Annotated in this window: 18 protein-coding genes and 1 riboswitch; all 18 genes read left to right on the forward strand. The window is 72.9% G+C overall.

The window, feature by feature from the left end; translation table 11 throughout:
• Nucleotides 1-65: 65 nt before the first annotated feature.
• Complete coding sequence (gene rpoZ / locus ACXR8F_RS08285) at nucleotides 66-329, forward strand: DNA-directed RNA polymerase subunit omega (protein ID WP_045192274.1); 264 nt, start codon at nucleotides 66-68, stop codon at nucleotides 327-329.
• Nucleotides 330-357: 28 nt separating this feature from the next.
• Nucleotides 358-1605, forward strand: coding sequence for a bifunctional phosphopantothenoylcysteine decarboxylase/phosphopantothenate--cysteine ligase CoaBC (gene coaBC, locus ACXR8F_RS08290; protein WP_458799664.1), 1248 nt, complete (start codon nucleotides 358-360; stop codon nucleotides 1603-1605).
• A gap of 79 nt (nucleotides 1606-1684) precedes the next feature.
• Entirely contained in the window at nucleotides 1685-2908 is a 1224-nt protein-coding gene (gene metK / locus ACXR8F_RS08295) for a methionine adenosyltransferase (protein ID WP_045192275.1), read from the forward strand.
• Between the two features lie 16 nt (nucleotides 2909-2924).
• Nucleotides 2925-4958, forward strand: a complete 2034-nt coding sequence (locus ACXR8F_RS08300; RefSeq protein ID WP_458799667.1) for a primosomal protein N' — start codon at nucleotides 2925-2927, stop codon at nucleotides 4956-4958.
• Nucleotides 4959-4994: 36 nt separating this feature from the next.
• Nucleotides 4995-6329 carry a saccharopine dehydrogenase family protein gene (locus ACXR8F_RS08305; protein ID WP_458799669.1) on the forward strand — a complete coding sequence of 445 codons (1335 nt, stop codon included), beginning with the start codon at nucleotides 4995-4997 and terminating at the stop codon, nucleotides 6327-6329.
• Nucleotides 6326-6874: a dihydrofolate reductase family protein gene (locus tag ACXR8F_RS08310; protein ID WP_458799671.1), complete on the forward strand. Its 549-nt coding sequence runs from the start codon at nucleotides 6326-6328 to the stop codon at nucleotides 6872-6874. Before ACXR8F_RS08305 ends, ACXR8F_RS08310 begins: the two co-directional genes overlap by 4 nt.
• A gap of 64 nt (nucleotides 6875-6938) precedes the next feature.
• Nucleotides 6939-7487 carry an ArsR/SmtB family transcription factor gene (locus ACXR8F_RS08315; protein WP_458799673.1) on the forward strand — a complete coding sequence of 183 codons (549 nt, stop codon included), beginning with the start codon at nucleotides 6939-6941 and terminating at the stop codon, nucleotides 7485-7487.
• A complete protein-coding gene (locus tag ACXR8F_RS08320) occupies nucleotides 7484-8788 on the forward strand; it encodes an MFS transporter (RefSeq protein WP_458799675.1) in 1305 nt (434 codons plus the stop codon). Before ACXR8F_RS08315 ends, ACXR8F_RS08320 begins: the two co-directional genes overlap by 4 nt.
• Nucleotides 8789-8830: 42 nt before the next feature.
• The gene (gene def, locus ACXR8F_RS08325; RefSeq protein ID WP_045192279.1) at nucleotides 8831-9376 is read left to right on the forward strand and encodes a peptide deformylase; all 546 of its coding nucleotides are present in this window, start codon (nucleotides 8831-8833) and stop codon (nucleotides 9374-9376) included.
• A gap of 1 nt (nucleotide 9377) precedes the next feature.
• A complete protein-coding gene (gene fmt, locus ACXR8F_RS08330; RefSeq protein ID WP_458799676.1) occupies nucleotides 9378-10325 on the forward strand; it encodes a methionyl-tRNA formyltransferase in 948 nt (315 codons plus the stop codon).
• The gene (locus ACXR8F_RS08335; RefSeq protein ID WP_458799678.1) at nucleotides 10318-11820 is read left to right on the forward strand and encodes an RsmB/NOP family class I SAM-dependent RNA methyltransferase; all 1503 of its coding nucleotides are present in this window, start codon (nucleotides 10318-10320) and stop codon (nucleotides 11818-11820) included. The genes fmt and ACXR8F_RS08335 overlap by 8 nt, the downstream gene beginning before the upstream one ends.
• 93 nt (nucleotides 11821-11913) lie before the next feature.
• Nucleotides 11914-12690, forward strand: coding sequence for a class I SAM-dependent DNA methyltransferase (locus ACXR8F_RS08340; protein WP_458799680.1), 777 nt, complete (start codon nucleotides 11914-11916; stop codon nucleotides 12688-12690).
• A gap of 29 nt (nucleotides 12691-12719) precedes the next feature.
• Nucleotides 12720-13376 (forward strand): ribulose-phosphate 3-epimerase, encoded by a 657-nt coding sequence (gene rpe / locus ACXR8F_RS08345; protein ID WP_045192441.1) that lies wholly within the window; start codon nucleotides 12720-12722, stop codon nucleotides 13374-13376.
• 90 nt (nucleotides 13377-13466) lie between these two features.
• Nucleotides 13467-13595: riboswitch (FMN riboswitch) on the forward strand.
• Nucleotides 13596-13710: 115 nt separating this feature from the next.
• A complete protein-coding gene (locus ACXR8F_RS08350) occupies nucleotides 13711-14472 on the forward strand; it encodes a nicotinamide mononucleotide transporter family protein (protein WP_045192282.1) in 762 nt (253 codons plus the stop codon).
• 2 nt (nucleotides 14473-14474) lie between these two features.
• Complete coding sequence (ribD, locus tag ACXR8F_RS08355; RefSeq protein ID WP_458799682.1) at nucleotides 14475-15596, forward strand: bifunctional diaminohydroxyphosphoribosylaminopyrimidine deaminase/5-amino-6-(5-phosphoribosylamino)uracil reductase RibD; 1122 nt, start codon at nucleotides 14475-14477, stop codon at nucleotides 15594-15596.
• A 32-nt stretch (nucleotides 15597-15628) separates the two neighbouring features.
• Nucleotides 15629-16234 (forward strand): riboflavin synthase, encoded by a 606-nt coding sequence (locus ACXR8F_RS08360; protein WP_045192283.1) that lies wholly within the window; start codon nucleotides 15629-15631, stop codon nucleotides 16232-16234.
• A complete protein-coding gene (gene ribB, locus ACXR8F_RS08365; RefSeq protein ID WP_458799684.1) occupies nucleotides 16231-17475 on the forward strand; it encodes a 3,4-dihydroxy-2-butanone-4-phosphate synthase in 1245 nt (414 codons plus the stop codon). Before ACXR8F_RS08360 ends, ribB begins: the two co-directional genes overlap by 4 nt.
• Complete coding sequence (ribH, locus tag ACXR8F_RS08370) at nucleotides 17472-17957, forward strand: 6,7-dimethyl-8-ribityllumazine synthase (protein WP_458799686.1); 486 nt, start codon at nucleotides 17472-17474, stop codon at nucleotides 17955-17957. Before ribB ends, ribH begins: the two co-directional genes overlap by 4 nt.
• Nucleotides 17958-17995 lie beyond the last annotated feature (38 nt).

The following is a 17995-nucleotide window of genomic DNA, read 5'->3' on the forward strand; positions in this document are numbered from 1 at the left end:
ACCGTGCCCCTCCCGGCGTCCCAGCACGCACCAGAGACCGCTGAAACCAACGAAACGAGATCACTGTGTCCGGTACCCAGGCAGCTCCCATCGGCATCACCAACCCGCCGATCGACGACCTCCTGACCGCCGCCGACTCGAAGTACGCCCTCGTGATCTACTCCGCGAAGCGTGCCCGCCAGATCAACGCGTACTACTCGCAGCTGCAGGAGGGCCTGCTCGACTACGTCGGCCCGCTCGTCGAGACCGAGGTCCACGAGAAGCCGATGTCGATCGCCCTCCGCGAGATCAACGAAGGCCTCCTCACCTCGACGCCCACCGAGGCCTGAGCGCCCCCCGGGCCGGCCGGTGCCGCAGATGCGTGTCGTCCTCGGTGTGAGCGGCGGGATCGCCGCCTACAAGGCGGCATCCCTGCTGCGGCTGTTCACCGAGAACGGCCACAACGTCACCGTGGTGCCCACCGCGGCGGCGCTCCAGTTCGTGGGGGCGCCGACGTGGTCCGCCCTCTCGGGCAAGCCCGTCAGCACCGAGGTGTGGACCTCGGTGCACGAGGTGCCGCACGTGCGCATCGGCCAGTCCGCCGACCTGGTCGTCGTCGCTCCCGCGACGGCCGACCTGCTGGCCAAGGCCGCGCACGGGCTGGCCGACGACCTCCTCACGAACACCCTGCTCACCGCCCGGTGTCCCGTCGCCTTCGCACCGGCCATGCACACCGAGATGTGGGAGCACCCGGCGACACAGGCCAACGTCGCCACCCTCCGCGCCCGCGGCGCCCACGTCATCGACCCCGCCGTGGGCCGGCTGACCGGCAAGGACACCGGCGCCGGGCGCCTGCCCGAGCCCGAGCAGCTGTATGCCGCCTGCCTCGCCCTCGTCGAGGGCCGTGCGACCGCTCCGGCCGGGACTGCGGACGAGCCCGTCCGTGACCTCGAGGGCCTTCGGGTCGTCGTCTCCGCGGGGGGCACCCGCGAGCCGCTGGACCCCGTCCGCTACCTCGGCAACCGCTCGTCCGGCAAGCAGGGCATCGCCATCGCCCGGGCGGCGGCCGAGCGCGGCGCCAAGGTCACCCTCGTGGCCGCCAACGTGTCGCTGCCGGTGCCCGAGGGCATCGACGTCGTGGAGGTCGAGACGACGCTCGAGCTGCAGCAGGCCGTCGAGGCGGCGGCCGACGGCGCCGACGTCGTCGTCATGGCGGCGGCTCCCGCCGACTTTCGGCCCGCTGCTGTGAGCGGCAGCAAGATCAAAAAGTCGTCCGACCCCGACGCGGGGCTGTGCGTCGAGCTCGTCGAGAACCCCGACATCGTCAGGGGCCTCGTCACGGCGCGCACCGAGCGTGGCTCGCAGACGCCCTTCATCGTCTCGTTCGCCGCCGAGACCGGCGATGTCCACGGCTCCGTGATGGACCACGCGCGGGCCAAGTTCGCGCGCAAGGGCAGCGACCTCCAGGTCGTCAACGAGGTCGGCCGCGACCTCACGTTCGGCCGGGACGACACCACCGTCCACCTGCTGCGCCGCGGCAGCGACGACATCACGACGGTGGGCCCGACGACCAAGGACGCGGTCGCCGACGCCCTCTGGGACGCCGTCTCGTCGTCGTTGGGCTGAGCAATAGACTCTCTCCCCAATGCGGCTGCGCCACGAGCGCACGACTCCAACCACCACGCACCCGAGCCAGGGAGTTCAAGTGTCAGCACGTCTGTTCACGTCCGAGTCCGTCACCGAGGGTCACCCCGACAAGATCTGTGACCAGATCAGCGACTCGATCCTCGACGCACTGCTCACCGACGACCCGCAGGCCCGAGTCGCGGTCGAGACGATGGTCACGACCGGACTCGTGCACGTCGCCGGCGAGGTGTCGACGACGGCCTACGTCGAGATCCCCAAGATCGTGCGCGAGACCATCCTCGAGGTCGGCTACGACGGCTCGCAGAAGGGCTTCGACGGGCGCACCTGCGGGGTCTCGATCTCCATCGGTGCCCAGTCGCCCGACATCGCCCAGGGCGTCGACACCGCGCACGAGCACCGCACGGGTGACGTCGACGACCTGCTCGACAAGCAGGGCGCCGGCGACCAGGGCCTGATGTTCGGCTACGCCTGCGACGACACCGCCGAGCTCATGCCGCTGCCGATCCATCTCGCCCACCGGCTGTCCGAGCGCCTGACGCAGGTGCGCAAGAGCGACGAGCTCGCCTACCTGCGCCCCGACGGCAAGACGCAGGTCACCATCGCCTACGAGGGCGACAAGGCGGTCTCGCTCGACACCGTGGTGCTCTCCACCCAGCACGCACCGGACGTGTCCCTCGACGGCATGCTCGAGCCCGACATCAAGGCGCACGTCATCGACCCCGTCCTGGCCGAGCTGCGCGACAGCGGCACGGACCTCGACGTGAGCTCGTACCGTGCGCTCATCAACCCCACCGGACGCTTCGAGATCGGCGGCCCCATGGGCGACGCCGGCCTCACGGGCCGCAAGATCATCGTCGACACCTACGGCGGCATGGCCCGCCACGGCGGGGGCGCCTTCTCGGGCAAGGACCCCAGCAAGGTCGACCGCTCCGGCGCGTACGCCATGCGCTGGGTCGCGAAGAACGTCGTCGCCGCGGGCCTCGCCCGTCGCTGCGAGGTCCAGGTCGCGTACGCCATCGGCAAGGCGCAGCCCGTCGGCCTCTACGTCGAGACCTTCGGCACCGAGACCGTGCCCGTCGACAAGATCCAGCAGGCCATCGCCGACGTCTTCGACCTGCGCCCGGCCGCCATCGTCGACGCGCTCGACCTGCTGCGCCCGATCTACCGGCCGACGGCGGCCTACGGCCACTTCGGCCGCACCAAGGCCGACGGTGTCGAGAACCCCTTCACGTGGGAGCGCACCGACCGGGTGGAGGCCCTGCGGGCCGCCGTCTCCGGCTGAGGCTAGGGTCGCCCCCGTGGGGGACGACGACGAGACGACGCAGCGACCGGCCCTGGGGCCGGTCGCTGCTGTCGTGGTGGAGACCCCGCTCGCCCACCTCGACCGCGTCTTCGAGTACTCCGTGCCGCCCGAGCTCGACGCGGGCGCCGTCCCGGGTGCCCGTGTGCGGGTGCGCTTCTCGGGGCGCGAGCTCGACGGCTTCGTCGTCGAGCGCCGTGCCGCGCCCCAGCACGACGGGCGGCTCACGCCGCTGCGCCGTGTCGTCAGCCCCGAGCCGGTGCTGACCCCAGAGGTGCTGGCCCTCTCGCGGGCCGTGGCCGACCGGTATGCCGGCACGCTGAGCGACGTGCTGCGCCTTGCCGTCCCGAAGCGCCACGCCACGGCCGAGAAGGCGCTCGCGCTTGAGTGCCCGACGCAGGAGCCGGTGCCGGCGCCCGAGCCGGGTGCGTGGGCCGCCTACCCGGCCGGGCCGGCGTGGCTGCGACGGCTCGCGGACGGCGAGGGCCCGGCCGCGGCCTGGGGTGCCCTGCCCGGCCGCTCCGGCGATGCCGACTGGCCCGCCGCGCTCGCCGTGGCTGCGGCGACCGCGCTCTCGGCAGGGCGCGGCGCACTGGTCGTCGTGCCGGACCACCGCGACGTCGACCGCCTCGACGCCGCGCTCACCGCGCTGCTCGGCAAGGGGCGCCACGTCCGGCTCACCGCCGACCAGGGGCCGCAGGCGCGCTACACCGCCTGGCTCAAGGTGCTCCGCGGGCACGTGAAGGTGGTCATCGGCACCCGGGCCGCGGCGTTCGCGCCGGTGCACGACCTCGGTCTCGTGGCCTGCTGGGATGACGGCGACGACCTGCTCGCCGAGCCCCGCGCGCCCTACCACCACGTCGGAGTCGTCCTCACGCTACGGGCTGCGGCGACGGGCGCCGCGCTGCTCACCGGTGGCTTCGGCCGCAGCCTGCGCGTGCAGGTCGACGTCGAGGCCGGTGCCCTCGTGCCGGTCGACGCCGATGCGGCGACGCTGCGCTCCACGGCGCCCCGGGTGACGATCGCGGGCGAGGGGGTCGACGAGGAGCGCGACGGCCCGTCCGCCCGGGCCCACATCCCGTCCCGCGCGTGGCGGGTGGCCAAGGACGCGCTCGTCGACGGTCCCGTCCTCGTCCAGGTGCCACGCCGTGGCTACCAGCCGTCGCTCAGCTGCGCCGAGTGCCGCACGCCCGTGCGGTGCACCCGGTGCCAGGGGCCGGTCGCCGTGGGCGCGTCGAAGGCGGCTCCCGCGTGCCGCTGGTGCGGTCTGACCATCGCGGCCCACGGCTTCTCCTGCGCGCACTGCGGGTCGCGGCGCCTGCGGTCCTCGATCACCGGCGCCCGGCGCACGGCCGAGGAGATCGGCCGTGCCTTCCCGGGCTTCCCGGTGCACACCTCGGGCTCGGGCGAGGTGCTCTCGGCGGTCGGCCGCGAGTCCGCCCTCGTCATCGCCACCCCGGGCGCCGAACCCGTCGCCGAGGGCGGCTACACGGCCGTCCTGCTCCTCGACGCGTGGGCCAGCCTCGACCTCCCGGTGCTCGACGCACCCCTCGAGGCGCTCCGGCGGTGGATGGCCGCGTCGGCGCTCGCACGCGAGGGCCGGGCCGTCGTGCTCTGCGGGGCGCCCGAGGCCGTCGCGCTGCCTGCCGTCGAGGCCCTCGTGCGGTGGGACCCGGCCTGGCTCGCGGCCCGGGAGCTGGCCGACCGCCGCGAGCTCGGCCTGCCACCGGCTGCGCGCGTCGCGCAGCTGACGGGCGGTCGCCGCGCGCTCGAGGAGGCGCTCGAGCAGGTCGACCTGCCACCCAGCGCGCAGGTGCTCGGGCCGGTGCCGCTCGTCGGCGGGGCGGTGCGCCGCGGCACCGGTGACGGTGAGCCCGAGCGGGCGCCGGCCGACCACCACGTCCTCGTCCGCGTGCCTGCCGCCGACACGGCGGCTCTCACCCGGGCGATGCTGGCACTCAAGGCCTTCCGCTCGGCCCGCAAGGAGGCCGACGTCGTCTCGGTTCGGGTCGACCCGCTCGACACCTTCTGACCCGCGACGGGGAATGAGCCGTGGGAGAGTGACCGCATGCCCGAACGCGAGCTCGACATCGTCCTCTACGGCGCCACCGGTTTCGTCGGCGCCCTCACCGCGGAACATCTCGCCCGTCGGGCCGGCCCCGAGGTGCGGGTGGCCCTCGTGGGTCGCTCTCGCTCGAAGCTCGAGGCCCTGCGGGGTGAGCTCGGCGAGCGCGCGGCGTCGTGGGAGGTGGTCGCGGTCGATGCCACGGACGCCCCGGGTCTGCGCGCCCTTGCGGCACGCACGCGCGTGCTCGCCACCACGGTCGGCCCGTACCTCACCTACGGCAAGGAGGTCGTGCGAGCCTGCGCCGAGGAGGGAACCCACTACGCCGACCTGACGGGCGAGGTGCTCTTCGTCCGCTGGTCGCTCGACGAGCTCGACGCCCGGGCCCGCGAGACCGGTGCGGCCATCGTCCACGCGTGCGGGTTCGACTCGATCCCCTCCGATCTCGGGGTCCTGACGACGGCTGCGCAGGTCGCAGCCGACGGCGAGGGCACCCTGGCCGAGACCACTCTGCTCGTCCGCTCGATGAAGGGCGGCTTCTCGGGCGGCACCGTCGACTCCGCGCGGCAGCAGGCCATCACGGTGCGCTCCGACGCCTCCGCCAGACGGGTCCTCGGCGACTCCTACGCCCTGAGCCCCCGCCGCTCCGAGGAGCCGTCGTCAGGGCGCCGGACACCGTCCGGGCTGCTCGACCGGCTGCGCCGCCTCGTGCCGGTGGACCGCGACCCCGGCACCGGGCGATGGACCGGACCGTTCGTGATGGCTTCGTTCAACACCCGCATCGTGCGCCTGTCCAACACGCTGAGCGACTGGTCCTACGGCCGCGAGCTGCGCTACCGGGAGGTGACCGACTTCGGCTCCGGGCCGATGTCCCCGCTGATGGCGAGTGGGATGGCCATCGGGCTCGGCGGTGTCGTCGCGGGCCTGTCGTTCACGCCGACCCGTGCCGTCCTCGACCGGTTCCTGCCGAAGCCCGGCGAGGGTCCGGGCCCCGAGGCGCGTGCCGCTGGGCGCTTCCGGATGGACATCCACGCCACGACGACCACGGGCGCGCGTTACCGCACCCGGGTGGGCGCCGACTACGACCCCGGCTACGGCGGCACCGCGATCATGTTCGGCGAGACCGCCCTCGCGCTCGCCACCGACGGCGGCATCCCACGCCGAACCGGGGTCTGCACGCCCGCGACGGCCGTGGGCGAGGTGCTCACGGACCGGCTTCGTGCGCAGGGCTTCACGTTCGAGGTCGAGCGTCTGCCGCGGGCCGGAGGCATGATGGGCCGCGTAGAGGACCCGCCCCGGTCCGAGCCCGAGCGGCCGGGGCACGACAGGGAGGCATGACTGTGGGACGCATCGAGGTGCACGAGTTCATCTCGCTCGACGGGGTGTACGAGAGCCCGAGCTGGACGGCGGAGTACGCCTTCGACCCGAAGATGGGCGAGGCCATCGGCACGCTGACGGGGCCGGGCTCCGAGCTGCTGCTCGGCCGTCGCACCTACGAGATGTTCGCGCCCGCGTGGTCGACGCGCACCGACGAGGACGACCCGGGCGCCTCGTTCTTCAACGGCGCACGCAAGAACGTCGTCTCGTCCACCCTGCGTGACCCCGACTGGAACAACTCACGCGTCATCGGGCCCTACGACCCCGCGCGCATCGCCGAGCTGCGCGACGAGGTGGGGGGCTCGCTCTACGTCAGCGGCAGCGGCACGCTCGTCCGGGCCATGCTCCGCGACGGCCTCGTCGACGGCCTCCACCTCTTCGTCTACCCGGTGGTGCTGGGGTCGGGGGAGCGGCTCTTCACCGGTGACGAGCTGGTGCGGCTGTCGCTGACCCAGACCGAGGCGTATGACAGCGGCGTCGTCCACCTCGCGTACTCCCAGCGCTGAGGGAAGGCCCGACCCCCAAAGGGATGCTTGACGGTCGCTGCCCCTCCGCGTCATACTCCCAAACATGTCTTTGGAGGAAGGGCGCATCAGCGAGCTCCGCGCCACGGCCCACCCGCTGCGGCTGCAGATGCTCTCGCTGCTCACCGGCGCCGAGCTGAGCGCCGCCGAGGTCGCCCGCGAGCTCGAAATCACCCAGGCCAACGCCAGCTACCACCTGCGTCAGCTCGAGGCCGCCGGGCTGCTCGAGATCGCCGGCGAGGAGACCGTGCGCGGGGGTCGGGCCAAGAAGTACCGCCACCCGTGGGACGCGCCCGCCGTGCGGCCGCAGTCCGGGAACGACGACGACCGCCTCGCGTCCGTGCGGGTGCTCGCCGACATGATCCCGCGGCGCTTCGTCGAGCGTGAGCGCGGCACCCGCAGTCGCTTCACGGACGCCGACCTCTGGGTCGAGCCCGACGTGTGGGACCGCGTCACCGCCCTGCTCGACGAGGCCGGCTCACTGCTGCACGCGTCTGCCCGCCCGCCGCGCAGCGAGGGCACCATCAGGACGGCCCTGTCCGTCGCGGCCTTCCAGCTGAAGGCCGCGACGGCGAGCCGGGAGGAGTCGTCGTGAAGGTCCAGGAGTCCCTCGGCGCGCTGGGCGACCGCCGCTTCGCGTGGTACTTCACGGCGCGCACCGTCTCGACCGCCGGGTCGGTGATGGTGCCCGTGGCCCTCGCCTTCGCAGTGCTGCACATCGACCAGTCCGCGGGGGCGCTCGCCCAGGTGCTCGGGGTGCGCACCCTCGCCCTCGTCGTCTTCCTGCTCGTCGGCGGCGTCGTCGCAGACCGGTTCTCGCGCATCGTCGTGCTCCAGGTCTCGCACGTGCTCACCTGCCTCACCCAGGCGGTCGCGGCCGGCCTCATCATCAGCGGCCACGCGACCCTGACCCAGCTGACGGTCATCGAGGGCGTCAACGGGGCCGTGTCGGCGTTCACGATGCCCGCCATGATGGGGGTCGTCCCGCTCGTCGTCGACCGGTCCCGGCTGCAGCAGGCCAACGCCCTGCTCTCGTTCAGCCGCAGCGGGCTGTCGATCATCGGCCCGGCCGTCGCCGGCCTGCTCGTCGTCGGGGTCGGGCCCGGGTGGGCCCTCGCCGTCGACGCCTTCACGTATGCCGTCGCCATCGTGTGTCTCGCCCGCGTCGGGCTGCCGCACCGCTCGGAGGAGGCCCGCACCGGCCGTCACTCGATGGTGCGCGAGCTGCGGGAGGGCTGGGGTGAGTTCTCCAGCCGCGAGTGGCTCTGGGTCATCGTGCTCGCCTTCGGCCTCACGAACGCGATCCACACCGGCGTCATCGGCGTGCTCGGCCCCCTCATCGCCAAGTCCACCGACGTGATCGGCGAGGCCGGCTGGGGGCTCGTGCTCAGTGCCGAGGCCGTGGGGACCGTGCTCATGACCGTCGTCATGCTGCGGCTGCGGCTGCGGCACCCGTTGCGTGCCGGCATGGTCGCCATCTGCGTGCTCGCCGTGCCGATGGTGCTCCTCGGCGTGGCGCCGGCCCTCGTGCCCGTCGCGGTGGGCTTCTTCCTCGCCGGGGCCGCCGTCGAGGTCTTCGGGGTCGGCTGGAACACGGCGCTCCACGAGCACGTGCCGGTGTCGGTGCTCTCCCGGGTCTCGAGCTACGACGCCCTCGGCTCCTTCGTCGCGATCCCCATCGGCACGTTCCTCTACGGCTGGCTGGCGACGACGGTCGACGTCGAGACGCTCCTGGTGGTCAGCGCCGCCGTCTACGTGGCCATCTCGCTCGGCGCGTTGCTCTCACGGTCGGTGCGCGACCTGGGCCGGTCGTCGGTCGACCCGGGTGCGACCGAGGCGGGCGCTGCCCCGGCCGGCGCAGCAGCCACGACGGACGGCGCCGCCACGCGGTCCTAGACTGGCGGGCGCACCCCGACCCCGATCGCCCCCAGGAGACCCGTGTCGATCAAGGACATCCGCCTCTTCGGCGACCCGGTGCTGCGCACCGCGGCCGCCGAGGTCGTCGACTTCGACAAGCAGCTGCGGGTGCTGGTCAAGGACCTCGAGGACACGATGCTCGACGCCCCCGGCGCCGGCCTGGCGGCGCCCCAGATCGGGGTGGGGCTCCGGGTCTTCACCTACTGGGTCGACGGCGTGCTCGGCCATCTCGTCAACCCGGTCCTCGACCTCTCCGACGAGGAGCAGGACGGTCCGGAGGGCTGCCTGTCCATCCCCGGGCTCGCGTTCGACACGAAGCGCGCCCTGAAGGTCGTGGCCAAGGGCCAGAACATGCACGGCGAGCCGGTCGTCCTCGAGGGCACCGAGCTGCTCGCCCGCTGCGTGCAGCACGAGACCGACCACCTCGACGGCATCCTCTTCGTCGACCGGCTCGACCCCGAGGCCCGACGAGAGGCGATGCGGGCGATCCGCGAGGCGGAGTGGTTCGCCGACAACCCGCCGGAGGTGCGCATCAGCCCGCACTCCACCTTCGGTCGGGCGATGTGAGATGAGAGTCGTCTTCGCAGGTACACCCGACGCGGCCGTGCCCAGCCTCGAGGCCGTCGCCGCCTCGACGCACGAGCTCGTCGCCGTCGTCACCCGCCCCGACGCGCCGTCCGGCCGCGGCCATCGCCTCGAGCCGTCTCCCGTACGCGTCCGGGCCGAGGAGCTCGGGGTGCCGGTGCTCACGCCCGCGCGCGTCAAGGACCCCGACTTCCTCGACACGCTCCGCGAGCTGGCCCCGGACGCCTGCCCGGTCGTCGCGTACGGCAACCTCATCCCCGTCGAGGCGCTCACGATCCCTCGGCTGGGCTGGGTGAACCTGCACTTCTCCCTGCTGCCCGCGTGGCGTGGCGCGGCGCCCGTGCAACACGCCGTGATGGCCGGCGACGAGGTGACCGGGGCCTCGACGTTCGTCATCGAGCGCGGTCTCGACACGGGGCCGGTGCTCGGGGTGATGACCGAGACGATCCGAGCCACCGACACGGCCGGCGACCTGCTCGAGCGGCTGTCGGTCGCCGGCGCCGGCCTGCTCGTCGCCACTCTCGACGGCCTCGAGGCCGGTCGGCTCGTCGCGCAGCCCCAGCCGTCCGAGGGCGTGTCCCTCGCGCCGAAGATCGGGGTCGACGACGCCCGCATCCACTGGCAGCGCCCGGCACTGTCGATCGACAGGCTGGTGCGCGGCTGCACCCCGGCACCCGGCGCGTGGACGACGTTCCGGGGCGAGCGGCTCAAGGTCGCGCCGGTGAGCCTGGCGTCCGCCCAGGACGTTTCGTCGCCCGACCCCCTCGCCCCAGGCGAGCTGCTCGTGACGAAGAAGGCCGTCTTCGTCGGCACGGGCAGCGCGCCGGTGCGGCTCGGCCAGGTGCAGGCCCACGGCAAGAAGGTGCTGGCCGCCGCCGACTGGGCGCGTGGCACGCGCATCGAGGCGGGAGAGCGGGTCGGCGATGAGTGAGCGTCGTGGTGACCGGCAGCGACCACAGGCCCGGGAACGCTCGGCCGGCCACCGGTCCGGGCTGCGGCCGTCCGAACGAGCCCGGCGCACCGACCCGGCGCGCCTGGCCGCCTACACGGCGATGCGTGACGTCGCCGACGGCGGCTATGCCAACCTCGTCCTGCCGAAGATCCTGCGGGACAAGCAGATCCGTGGGCGCGACGCAGGCTTCGCCACTGAGCTCGTCTACGGGGCGACGCGCCTGTCCGGCCTCTATGACGCGATCATTGCCTCAGCCGCGGGGCGCCCGGTGTCCAAGATCGACGGCAACGTCCTCGACACCCTGAGGCTCGGCGCGCACCAGCTGCTCGGCATGCGCGTCGCCACCCACGCAGCTGTCGACGAGACCGTCGCCCTCGCCCGACAGGTGAACGGCGCCGGCGCGGCGGGCTTCGTCAACGCGGTCATGCGACGCGTCAGCGAGCGCACCGCCGACGAGTGGGTCTCCCTGGTGACCGAGGGGATTGCCGACCCCGTGGAGAGCCTCGCCCTGCGCACCTCGCACCCGGTGTGGGTGGCCAAGGCGCTGCGCGCCGCGCTCATCGGCCACGGCGCGGCCACCGCCTCCACCGTGGACGCGTCGCTGACGGCCCTGCTCGAGAGCGACAACGCGCCGGCCAAGGTCTCGCTCGTGGCCCGTCCCGGCCTCGCCTCCCTCAACGAGCTCGAGCACGACGGCGCACGCCGCTCGGGCCTCAGCCCCGTCGGCGCGACCCTGCCCGAGGGCGACCCGGGCGCCATCGCCGCCGTCCGTGACGGCCGTGCGGCGGTGCAGGACGAGGGTTCGCAGCTGCTCGTCCTGGCCCTTGCCGGCGCCGAGGTGAGCGGTGAGGCGGCGAGGCACGAACGCTGGCTCGACCTCTGCGCCGGTCCCGGCGGCAAGGCCGGACTGCTCGCCGCACTCGCCATCGAGCGACGAGTTCCGTTCGTGGCCAACGAGATCAGCGAGCACCGTGCCGACCTCGTGTGGCAGACGCTGGCCGCGGCCCGGGCAGCCGCGCGTGAGGCCGACGTCAGTCTCAAGGTGCGCGAGGGCGACGGCCGCGACATGGGCGAGGTCGAGCCGGGCGGATTCAGCCGGGTCCTCGTCGATGCACCGTGCACCGGGCTCGGCGCCCTTCGCAGACGGCCCGAGGCGCGCTGGCGGCGCACGCCCGACGACGTCGCCACCCTCGCCGGGCTGCAGCGCGAGCTGCTCACGTCCGGCATCGACGCCACGGCACCGGGTGGCCTCGTCGGCTACGCGACGTGCAGCCCGCACCTCAACGAGACACGCTTCGTCGTCACCGACATCGCCAAGAGGCGAGACGACGTCGAGATCGTCGACGCGCGAAGCCTTTTCGTCGACGCGTCCGGTCGCCCGCTGGACGACCTCGGCGACGGTCCGTTCGTGCAGCTGTGGCCGCACCTGCACGGCACCGACGCGATGTTCTTCGCCCTGCTCCGTCGCCACTGACGGGGCAGGTGCCCACTCGAGCGGAGTCGGCGCGGGCGCCTGAGGCGAGAAACTCGCTCGACCCTGGAGTCGCCGGCTGGGCAGGGTGGGGGAGTGACGGCATACGCGATGGACGACCTCACCCCCAGCCCTTTCGACGAGCGCGTGGCGCCCACGTACGACGAGGGCTCCGCGTACATGTTCGACCCGGACGTCCTCGGCCCCACGGTCGACGTGCTCCACGAGCTCGCCGGCGACGGGCCGGCCCTCGAGCTCGCCGTGGGGACCGGACGCGTGGCGCTGCCGCTGCAGGAGCGTGGCGTCGAGGTGCACGGCATCGACTTCTCCGAGGCCATGGTCGCCGAGCTGCGACCCAAGCGGGGCGGTGACCGCCTGCCCGTCACGATCGGCGACATGGCGACGACACGCGTCGGCAGCGACTACCGGCTCGTCTACCTCGTCTACAACACCATCACCAACCTGCTGACCCAGGACGAGCAGGTCGAGTGCTTCCGCACCGCAGCCGAACAGCTCGCCCCCGGGGGCGTCTTCGTCATCGAGGTCTTCGTCCCGCAGCTGCGACGGATGCCGCCGGGGCAGTATGCCGTCCCCTTCCACGTGGGGGAGCGGCACGTCGGTCTCGACACCGTCGACGTCGTGACGCAGCAGTTGGTCTCGCACCACTTCACCCAGGTAGGTGTCGACTCGCGCGGACGCCGCCTCGCGACCTATGGCGCATCGGCGCACCGCTACGTGTGGCCGTCCGAGCTCGACCTCATGGCCCGTCTCGCCGGGCTGACGCTCCGCGACCGGTGGGCCGACTGGACGCACGCGCCGTTCACCGCCGAGTCGGAGTCGCACGTGTCGGTGTGGGCCAAGGGCACCGAGTGACCGGAGCGCCGCGCCCCTAGGCTGTGCGCGTGCAGATCTCACCGAGCATCCTCTCCGCCGACTTCGCGAACCTCGAGGCCGAGCTGGGCCGCATCGCCAACGCCGACTGGGCGCACGTCGACGTCATGGACGCCCACTTCGTGCCCAACCTGACGCTCGGTCTGCCGGTCGTCGAGGCGCTGCTCAAGGTGAGCCCCATTCCGCTCGACGCGCACCTCATGATCGAGGACCCCGACCGGTGGGCGCCGCAGTACGCCGAGGCGGGGTGCCAGTCGGTGACCTTCCACATCGAGGCGGCCCGAGACCCTCGCGCCCTGGCGCGGGCGCTGCGAGCGGCGGGCGCTCGTGCCGCCATGGCGATCAAGCCCGGCACGGACTTCGCCCCCTACGCAGACCTGTTGCCCGAGCTGGACATGGTGCTCGTCATGACCGTCGAGCCCGGCTTCGGCGGGCAGTCGTTCATGGCCGACCAGATGCCGAAGGTCGCCCAGGTGCGTGAGGCCGTCCGCCGCCACGGCGGTGAGATCTGGGTCCAGGTCGACGGCGGGGTGAGCGCCGACACGATCGAGCAGTGCGCCGAGGCCGGAGCCGACGTCTTCGTCGCCGGGTCGGCGGTCTACGGCGCGGAGGACGCGGCCGGCGCCGTGGACGACCTGCGCGCCCTCGCCACGCGCCACCGGCACTGACGCTGCTGCCGCCACGGGGCGTCCACGCGGGTGGTGGCCGTCACGTGGGCACGATGTGTGCACGTGACGCGCACAGGTGCATACTGGCCGTACGTGCTCCGGGGTCGGTGTAATTCCGAGCCGGCGGTTAAAGTCCGCGACCCGACCGCATCCAGCGGCCGGTTGACCTGGTGAAATTCCGGGACCGACGGTGAAAGTCCGGATGGGAGGCAGCACGAGACAGGCCGTCGAGGTCTGGGGTTTTCGGCATCTTCCGTCGGCCCCGGTCCGCGTGGCGTGTGGAGTACCCCGGAGTTCGTCCGTGCACCGACGAACGACCAAGGACGAACACCACATGCAGGCTCTTGCTCTGGCCGACCAGACGAAGAACGTCTTCCAGCAGGCCATCGACGCCGCGATCCCGATCGGGCCCTACCAGCTGCACTGGCTGGAGCTCATCGGCGTGCTCATCGGACTCGCCTCCGCCTACCTCGGCATGCGCCGCTGGGTCTGGGCGTGGCCGGTCGGCATCCTCGCAAACGTCATGCTCTTCTTCGTGTACCTCGGAGCCGTCTTCGGCGCCGACGAGCGGATCCCGCTCTTCGGTCAGGCCGGCCGACAGGTCTTCTTCATCATCACGAGCATCTACGGCTGGTGGCGCTGGTCGCAGGTGCGCCGCCTCAACCACGCCGACGACGCGAGCGGCGTCGCCATCACCCCGCGCTGGGCCACGCAGCGCGAGCGGGTCGCCGTCGTCGCATTCTGGCTGGTCGGCACCGTCGTCGTGCACCAGGCCTTCGTGTGGCTGTGGAACCTGTCGCCTAACCCGTTCTTCACGCCCGAGTGGTGGTTCTACTGGTGCGACGCGTGGATCTTCGTCGGCTCGATCGTCGCGACCTACGCGATGGCGCGCGGCTGGAACGAGTTCTGGCTGGCCTGGATCGGCGTCGACCTCGTCGGTGTGCCGTTCGGCTTCGCGACCAACTACGTGCCGACCGCGGTGCTCTACACCTTCTACGGCCTCTTCGTCGTCTACGGCTTCACCCAGTGGGTCAAGGCCTCGCGGGTCGACCGCAAGGACGTCGAGCCCCAGCTGGCCGGGTCGACGACGGCCTGAGGATGGGTGACTCCACGGCACCGGCCTGGATGCGACGGGCGCTGCAGCTCGCCGCGTCCGGGCCGTGGCCCGACCCCAACCCCCGCGTTGGCTGCGTGCTCGTCGGACCCGACGGCGACGTCGTGGGGGAGGGGCACCACCACGGCGCCGGCTCGCCGCACGCCGAGATCGAGGCGCTCGACGCGGCGGGGGCGGCGGCGCAGGGCGCGACGGCCTACGTGACCCTGGAGCCCTGCTCGCACACCGGCCGCACCGGCCCGTGCACCGAGGCGCTCATCGAGGCGGGCGTCTCGCGGGTCGTCTTCGCCCAGTCGGACCCGAACCCCGACGCCGCGGGCGGTGCCGAGCGTCTGCACGAGGCCGGCGTCCGCGTGACGGGAGGGGTGCTCGCCGAGGAGGCCGAGGCGCTCAACGCCAGGTGGGCCCGCACCGTGCAGCTGGGCCGCCCTCTCGTGACGTGGAAGCTGGCGACGACGCTCGACGGGCGCAGCGCTGCCGCCGACGGCACCAGCCAGTGGATCACCGGCGAGGCGGCCCGTGCCGACGTGCACACCCTCCGCGCCACGCGCGACGCCGTGCTCGTGGGCACCGGCACCCTTCTCGCCGACGACCCGCGTCTCACGGTGCGTATGCCGGACGGCGGGCCCGCACCGCGCCAGCCGCTTCGTGTCGTCATGGGTCTGCGCCCGGTGCCCCCGGACGCCAGGTTGCGGGTGGAACCCGGTGAGGTCCTCCACTTGGAGACCCGCGACCCGCGTGGGGCGCTGGACTCCTTATGGCGGAGGGGAGTCCGCGACGTCTGGCTCGAGGGTGGCCCGACCTTGGCGGCAGCGTTCCTCCGCGCCGACCTCGTGGACGACGTCTACGCGTACGTCGCCCCGGCCCTCCTCGGCGAGGGGCGTCCCGCCGTCGCCGGCCTGGGCATCGACTCGATCGGCGACGTGCGACGGCTCGACCTCGACGAGGTCGTCGTCGTCGGCGGTGACGTGCGCATCCACGCCGTGCCGCGGGCGGCCGGCCAGGACCCCGCCGGCGCTGCCACGACGGACTCCGCCGAGGGCGGCAGCACCACCGACACCGCGAACACCACCGACCTGCTCGCGCCGGCCGCTCAACGCCGCTGACGCTCGTAGTGCAAGACCCCCAGGAGAGAAGTATGTTCACCGGAATCGTCGAGGAGCTCGGCACCGTGGCCGGCATCGAGCTCGGAGCAGAGTCAGCCGTCCTGCGCATCGAGGGGCCGCTCGTCGTCAGCGACGCCACGCACGGGGCCTCCATCGCCGTCAACGGCGTCTGCCTCACCGTCACGGAGCACGACAGCAGCGGCTTCACGGTCGACGTCATGGCCGAGACGCTGGACCGCAGCAGCCTCGGAGCGCTGCGCGAAGGCGACCGCGTGAACCTCGAGCGGGCGATGCCTGCCGACGGCCGCTTCGGCGGCCACGTCGTCCAGGGCCATGTCGACGGCACCGCGACGATCACCGCGCGCACACCCGGGGACCGTTGGGAGACGGTCGACTTCACGCTCCCGCCCGGCCTCGCGGCATACGTCGTCGAGAAGGGCTCGATCACCGTCGACGGGGTGTCGCTCACCGTGGCGCACGTCAGCGACGACGCGTTCGGCGTCTCGCTGATCCCGACCACTCTCGACCTGACGACGTTGGGACACAAGGGAGTCGGGGATGTCGTCAACCTCGAGGTCGACGTCATCGCCAAGTACGTCGAGCGGCTGCTCACGCACCGACAGGAGGTCGCATCATGACCGCTCTCTCGACCGTGGAGGCCGCGCTGGAGGCGCTCCGTGCGGGTCGCCCGGTGCTCGTGCTCGACAGCGAGGACCGCGAGAACGAGGGCGACCTCGTGCTCGCCGCCGAGACGGCCACCGAGGACTGGATGGCGTGGACGATCCGGCACTCGTCCGGCTACCTGTGCGCGCCGGTTCCCGACGAGATCGCCGACCGCCTCGAGCTGCCCCTCATGGTCTCGGAGAACCGTGACCCGCTGCGGACGGCATACACCGTCTCCGTCGACGCGGCGACCGGCGTGACGACCGGAATCAGCGCCGCCGACCGGCTGCGCACCGTGAAGGTGCTGGCCGACCCCGGAGCGACCCCTGCCGACCTCATCCGGCCCGGCCACATCCTCCCGCTGCGGGCGCGTCACGGCGGGGTGCTCACCCGACCCGGCCACACCGAGGCCGCGGTCGACCTGGTCCGCCTCGCCGGCCTGTCCCCGGTCGGCGTCATCGGTGAGCTCGTGCACGACGACGGGGGAATGATGCGCTTCGACGCCGTCGTCGCCCTCGGCCGTGAGTTCGGGCTGCCGGTCATCACGATCGAGCAGCTCATCGACCACCGGCAGAGGCTCGACCGCGTCGAACGCCTCGCCACCACGCGCATCCCGACCATCCACGGCACGTTCACGGCATACGGCTACCGCGACACGCTGACGGGTGACGAGCACGTCGCGCTCGTAAGCCCGCGCGGTCTGCAGGGACTGAGCGGCTCGGGGCCGGTCCTGACCCGCCTCCACTCGGAGTGCCTCACCGGCGACGCGTTCGGCTCGCTCCGCTGCGACTGCGGGCCGCAGCTGCAGGCGGCCCTGGCCCGGATCGGCCGCGAGGGCGGCGTCGTCGTCTACCTCGGCGGCCACGAGGGCCGCGGCGTAGGCCTCGTCGACAAACTGCGCGCGTACGCCCAGCAGGACCGTGGCGCCGACACCGTCGACGCGCAGACGGCCCTCGGGCTGCCCGTCGACGCCCGCGAGTACGCCGCCGGCGCGGCGATCCTGCACGACCTCGGCGCCACGGAGATCGTGCTGCTGACCAACAACCCGAAGAAGACGTCCGCCCTGCGCCACCTCGGCCTCGACGTCGTCGCGGTCGAGCGGCTGCACGGCCCGATGAGCGAGGACAACGAGCGGTACCTGGTCACCAAGAGGGACCGGATGGGTCACGACATCCCGGCCGCGGGCGAGCGGCACGGCGGCAAGGAGACAGCATGAAGGACGGCGCCCCCACCCTCACGACGGACGGCCGCGGGCTGCGTGTCGCAGTCGTCGCGGCGAGCTGGCACGAGCAGGTGATGGACGGACTGCTCGACGGCGCCCGGCGTGGGCTCGCCGACGCCGGCGTCACCGAGGTCGAGGTGGTCCGGGTGCCGGGCACCTTCGAGCTGTCGGTCGCGTGTGCGGCCCTCGCCGGGCGCTTCGACGCCCTCGTGGCGCTCGGCGTCGTGATCCGCGGCGGCACCCCGCACTTCGACTACGTGTGCCACGCGGCGACGTCGGGCATCACCGAGGTGTCGGTCCGCACGGCGACGCCGATCGGCTTCGGCGTGCTCACGTGCGACGACGAGCAGCAGGCGATCGACCGGGCGGGGCTGCCGGGGTCGGCCGAGGACAAGGGCCACGAGGCGGCGACGGCGGCGGTCGCCACGGTGGTCGCGCTTCGTGCCGTCTCGGCGACCGGCACCACCACGACGTGAGCACTGGTCGGCTCGGCGCGCCACGGCCCGTAGGCTGG

The sequence above is a fragment of the Terrabacter sp. AAH1 genome (genome assembly GCF_054456855.1).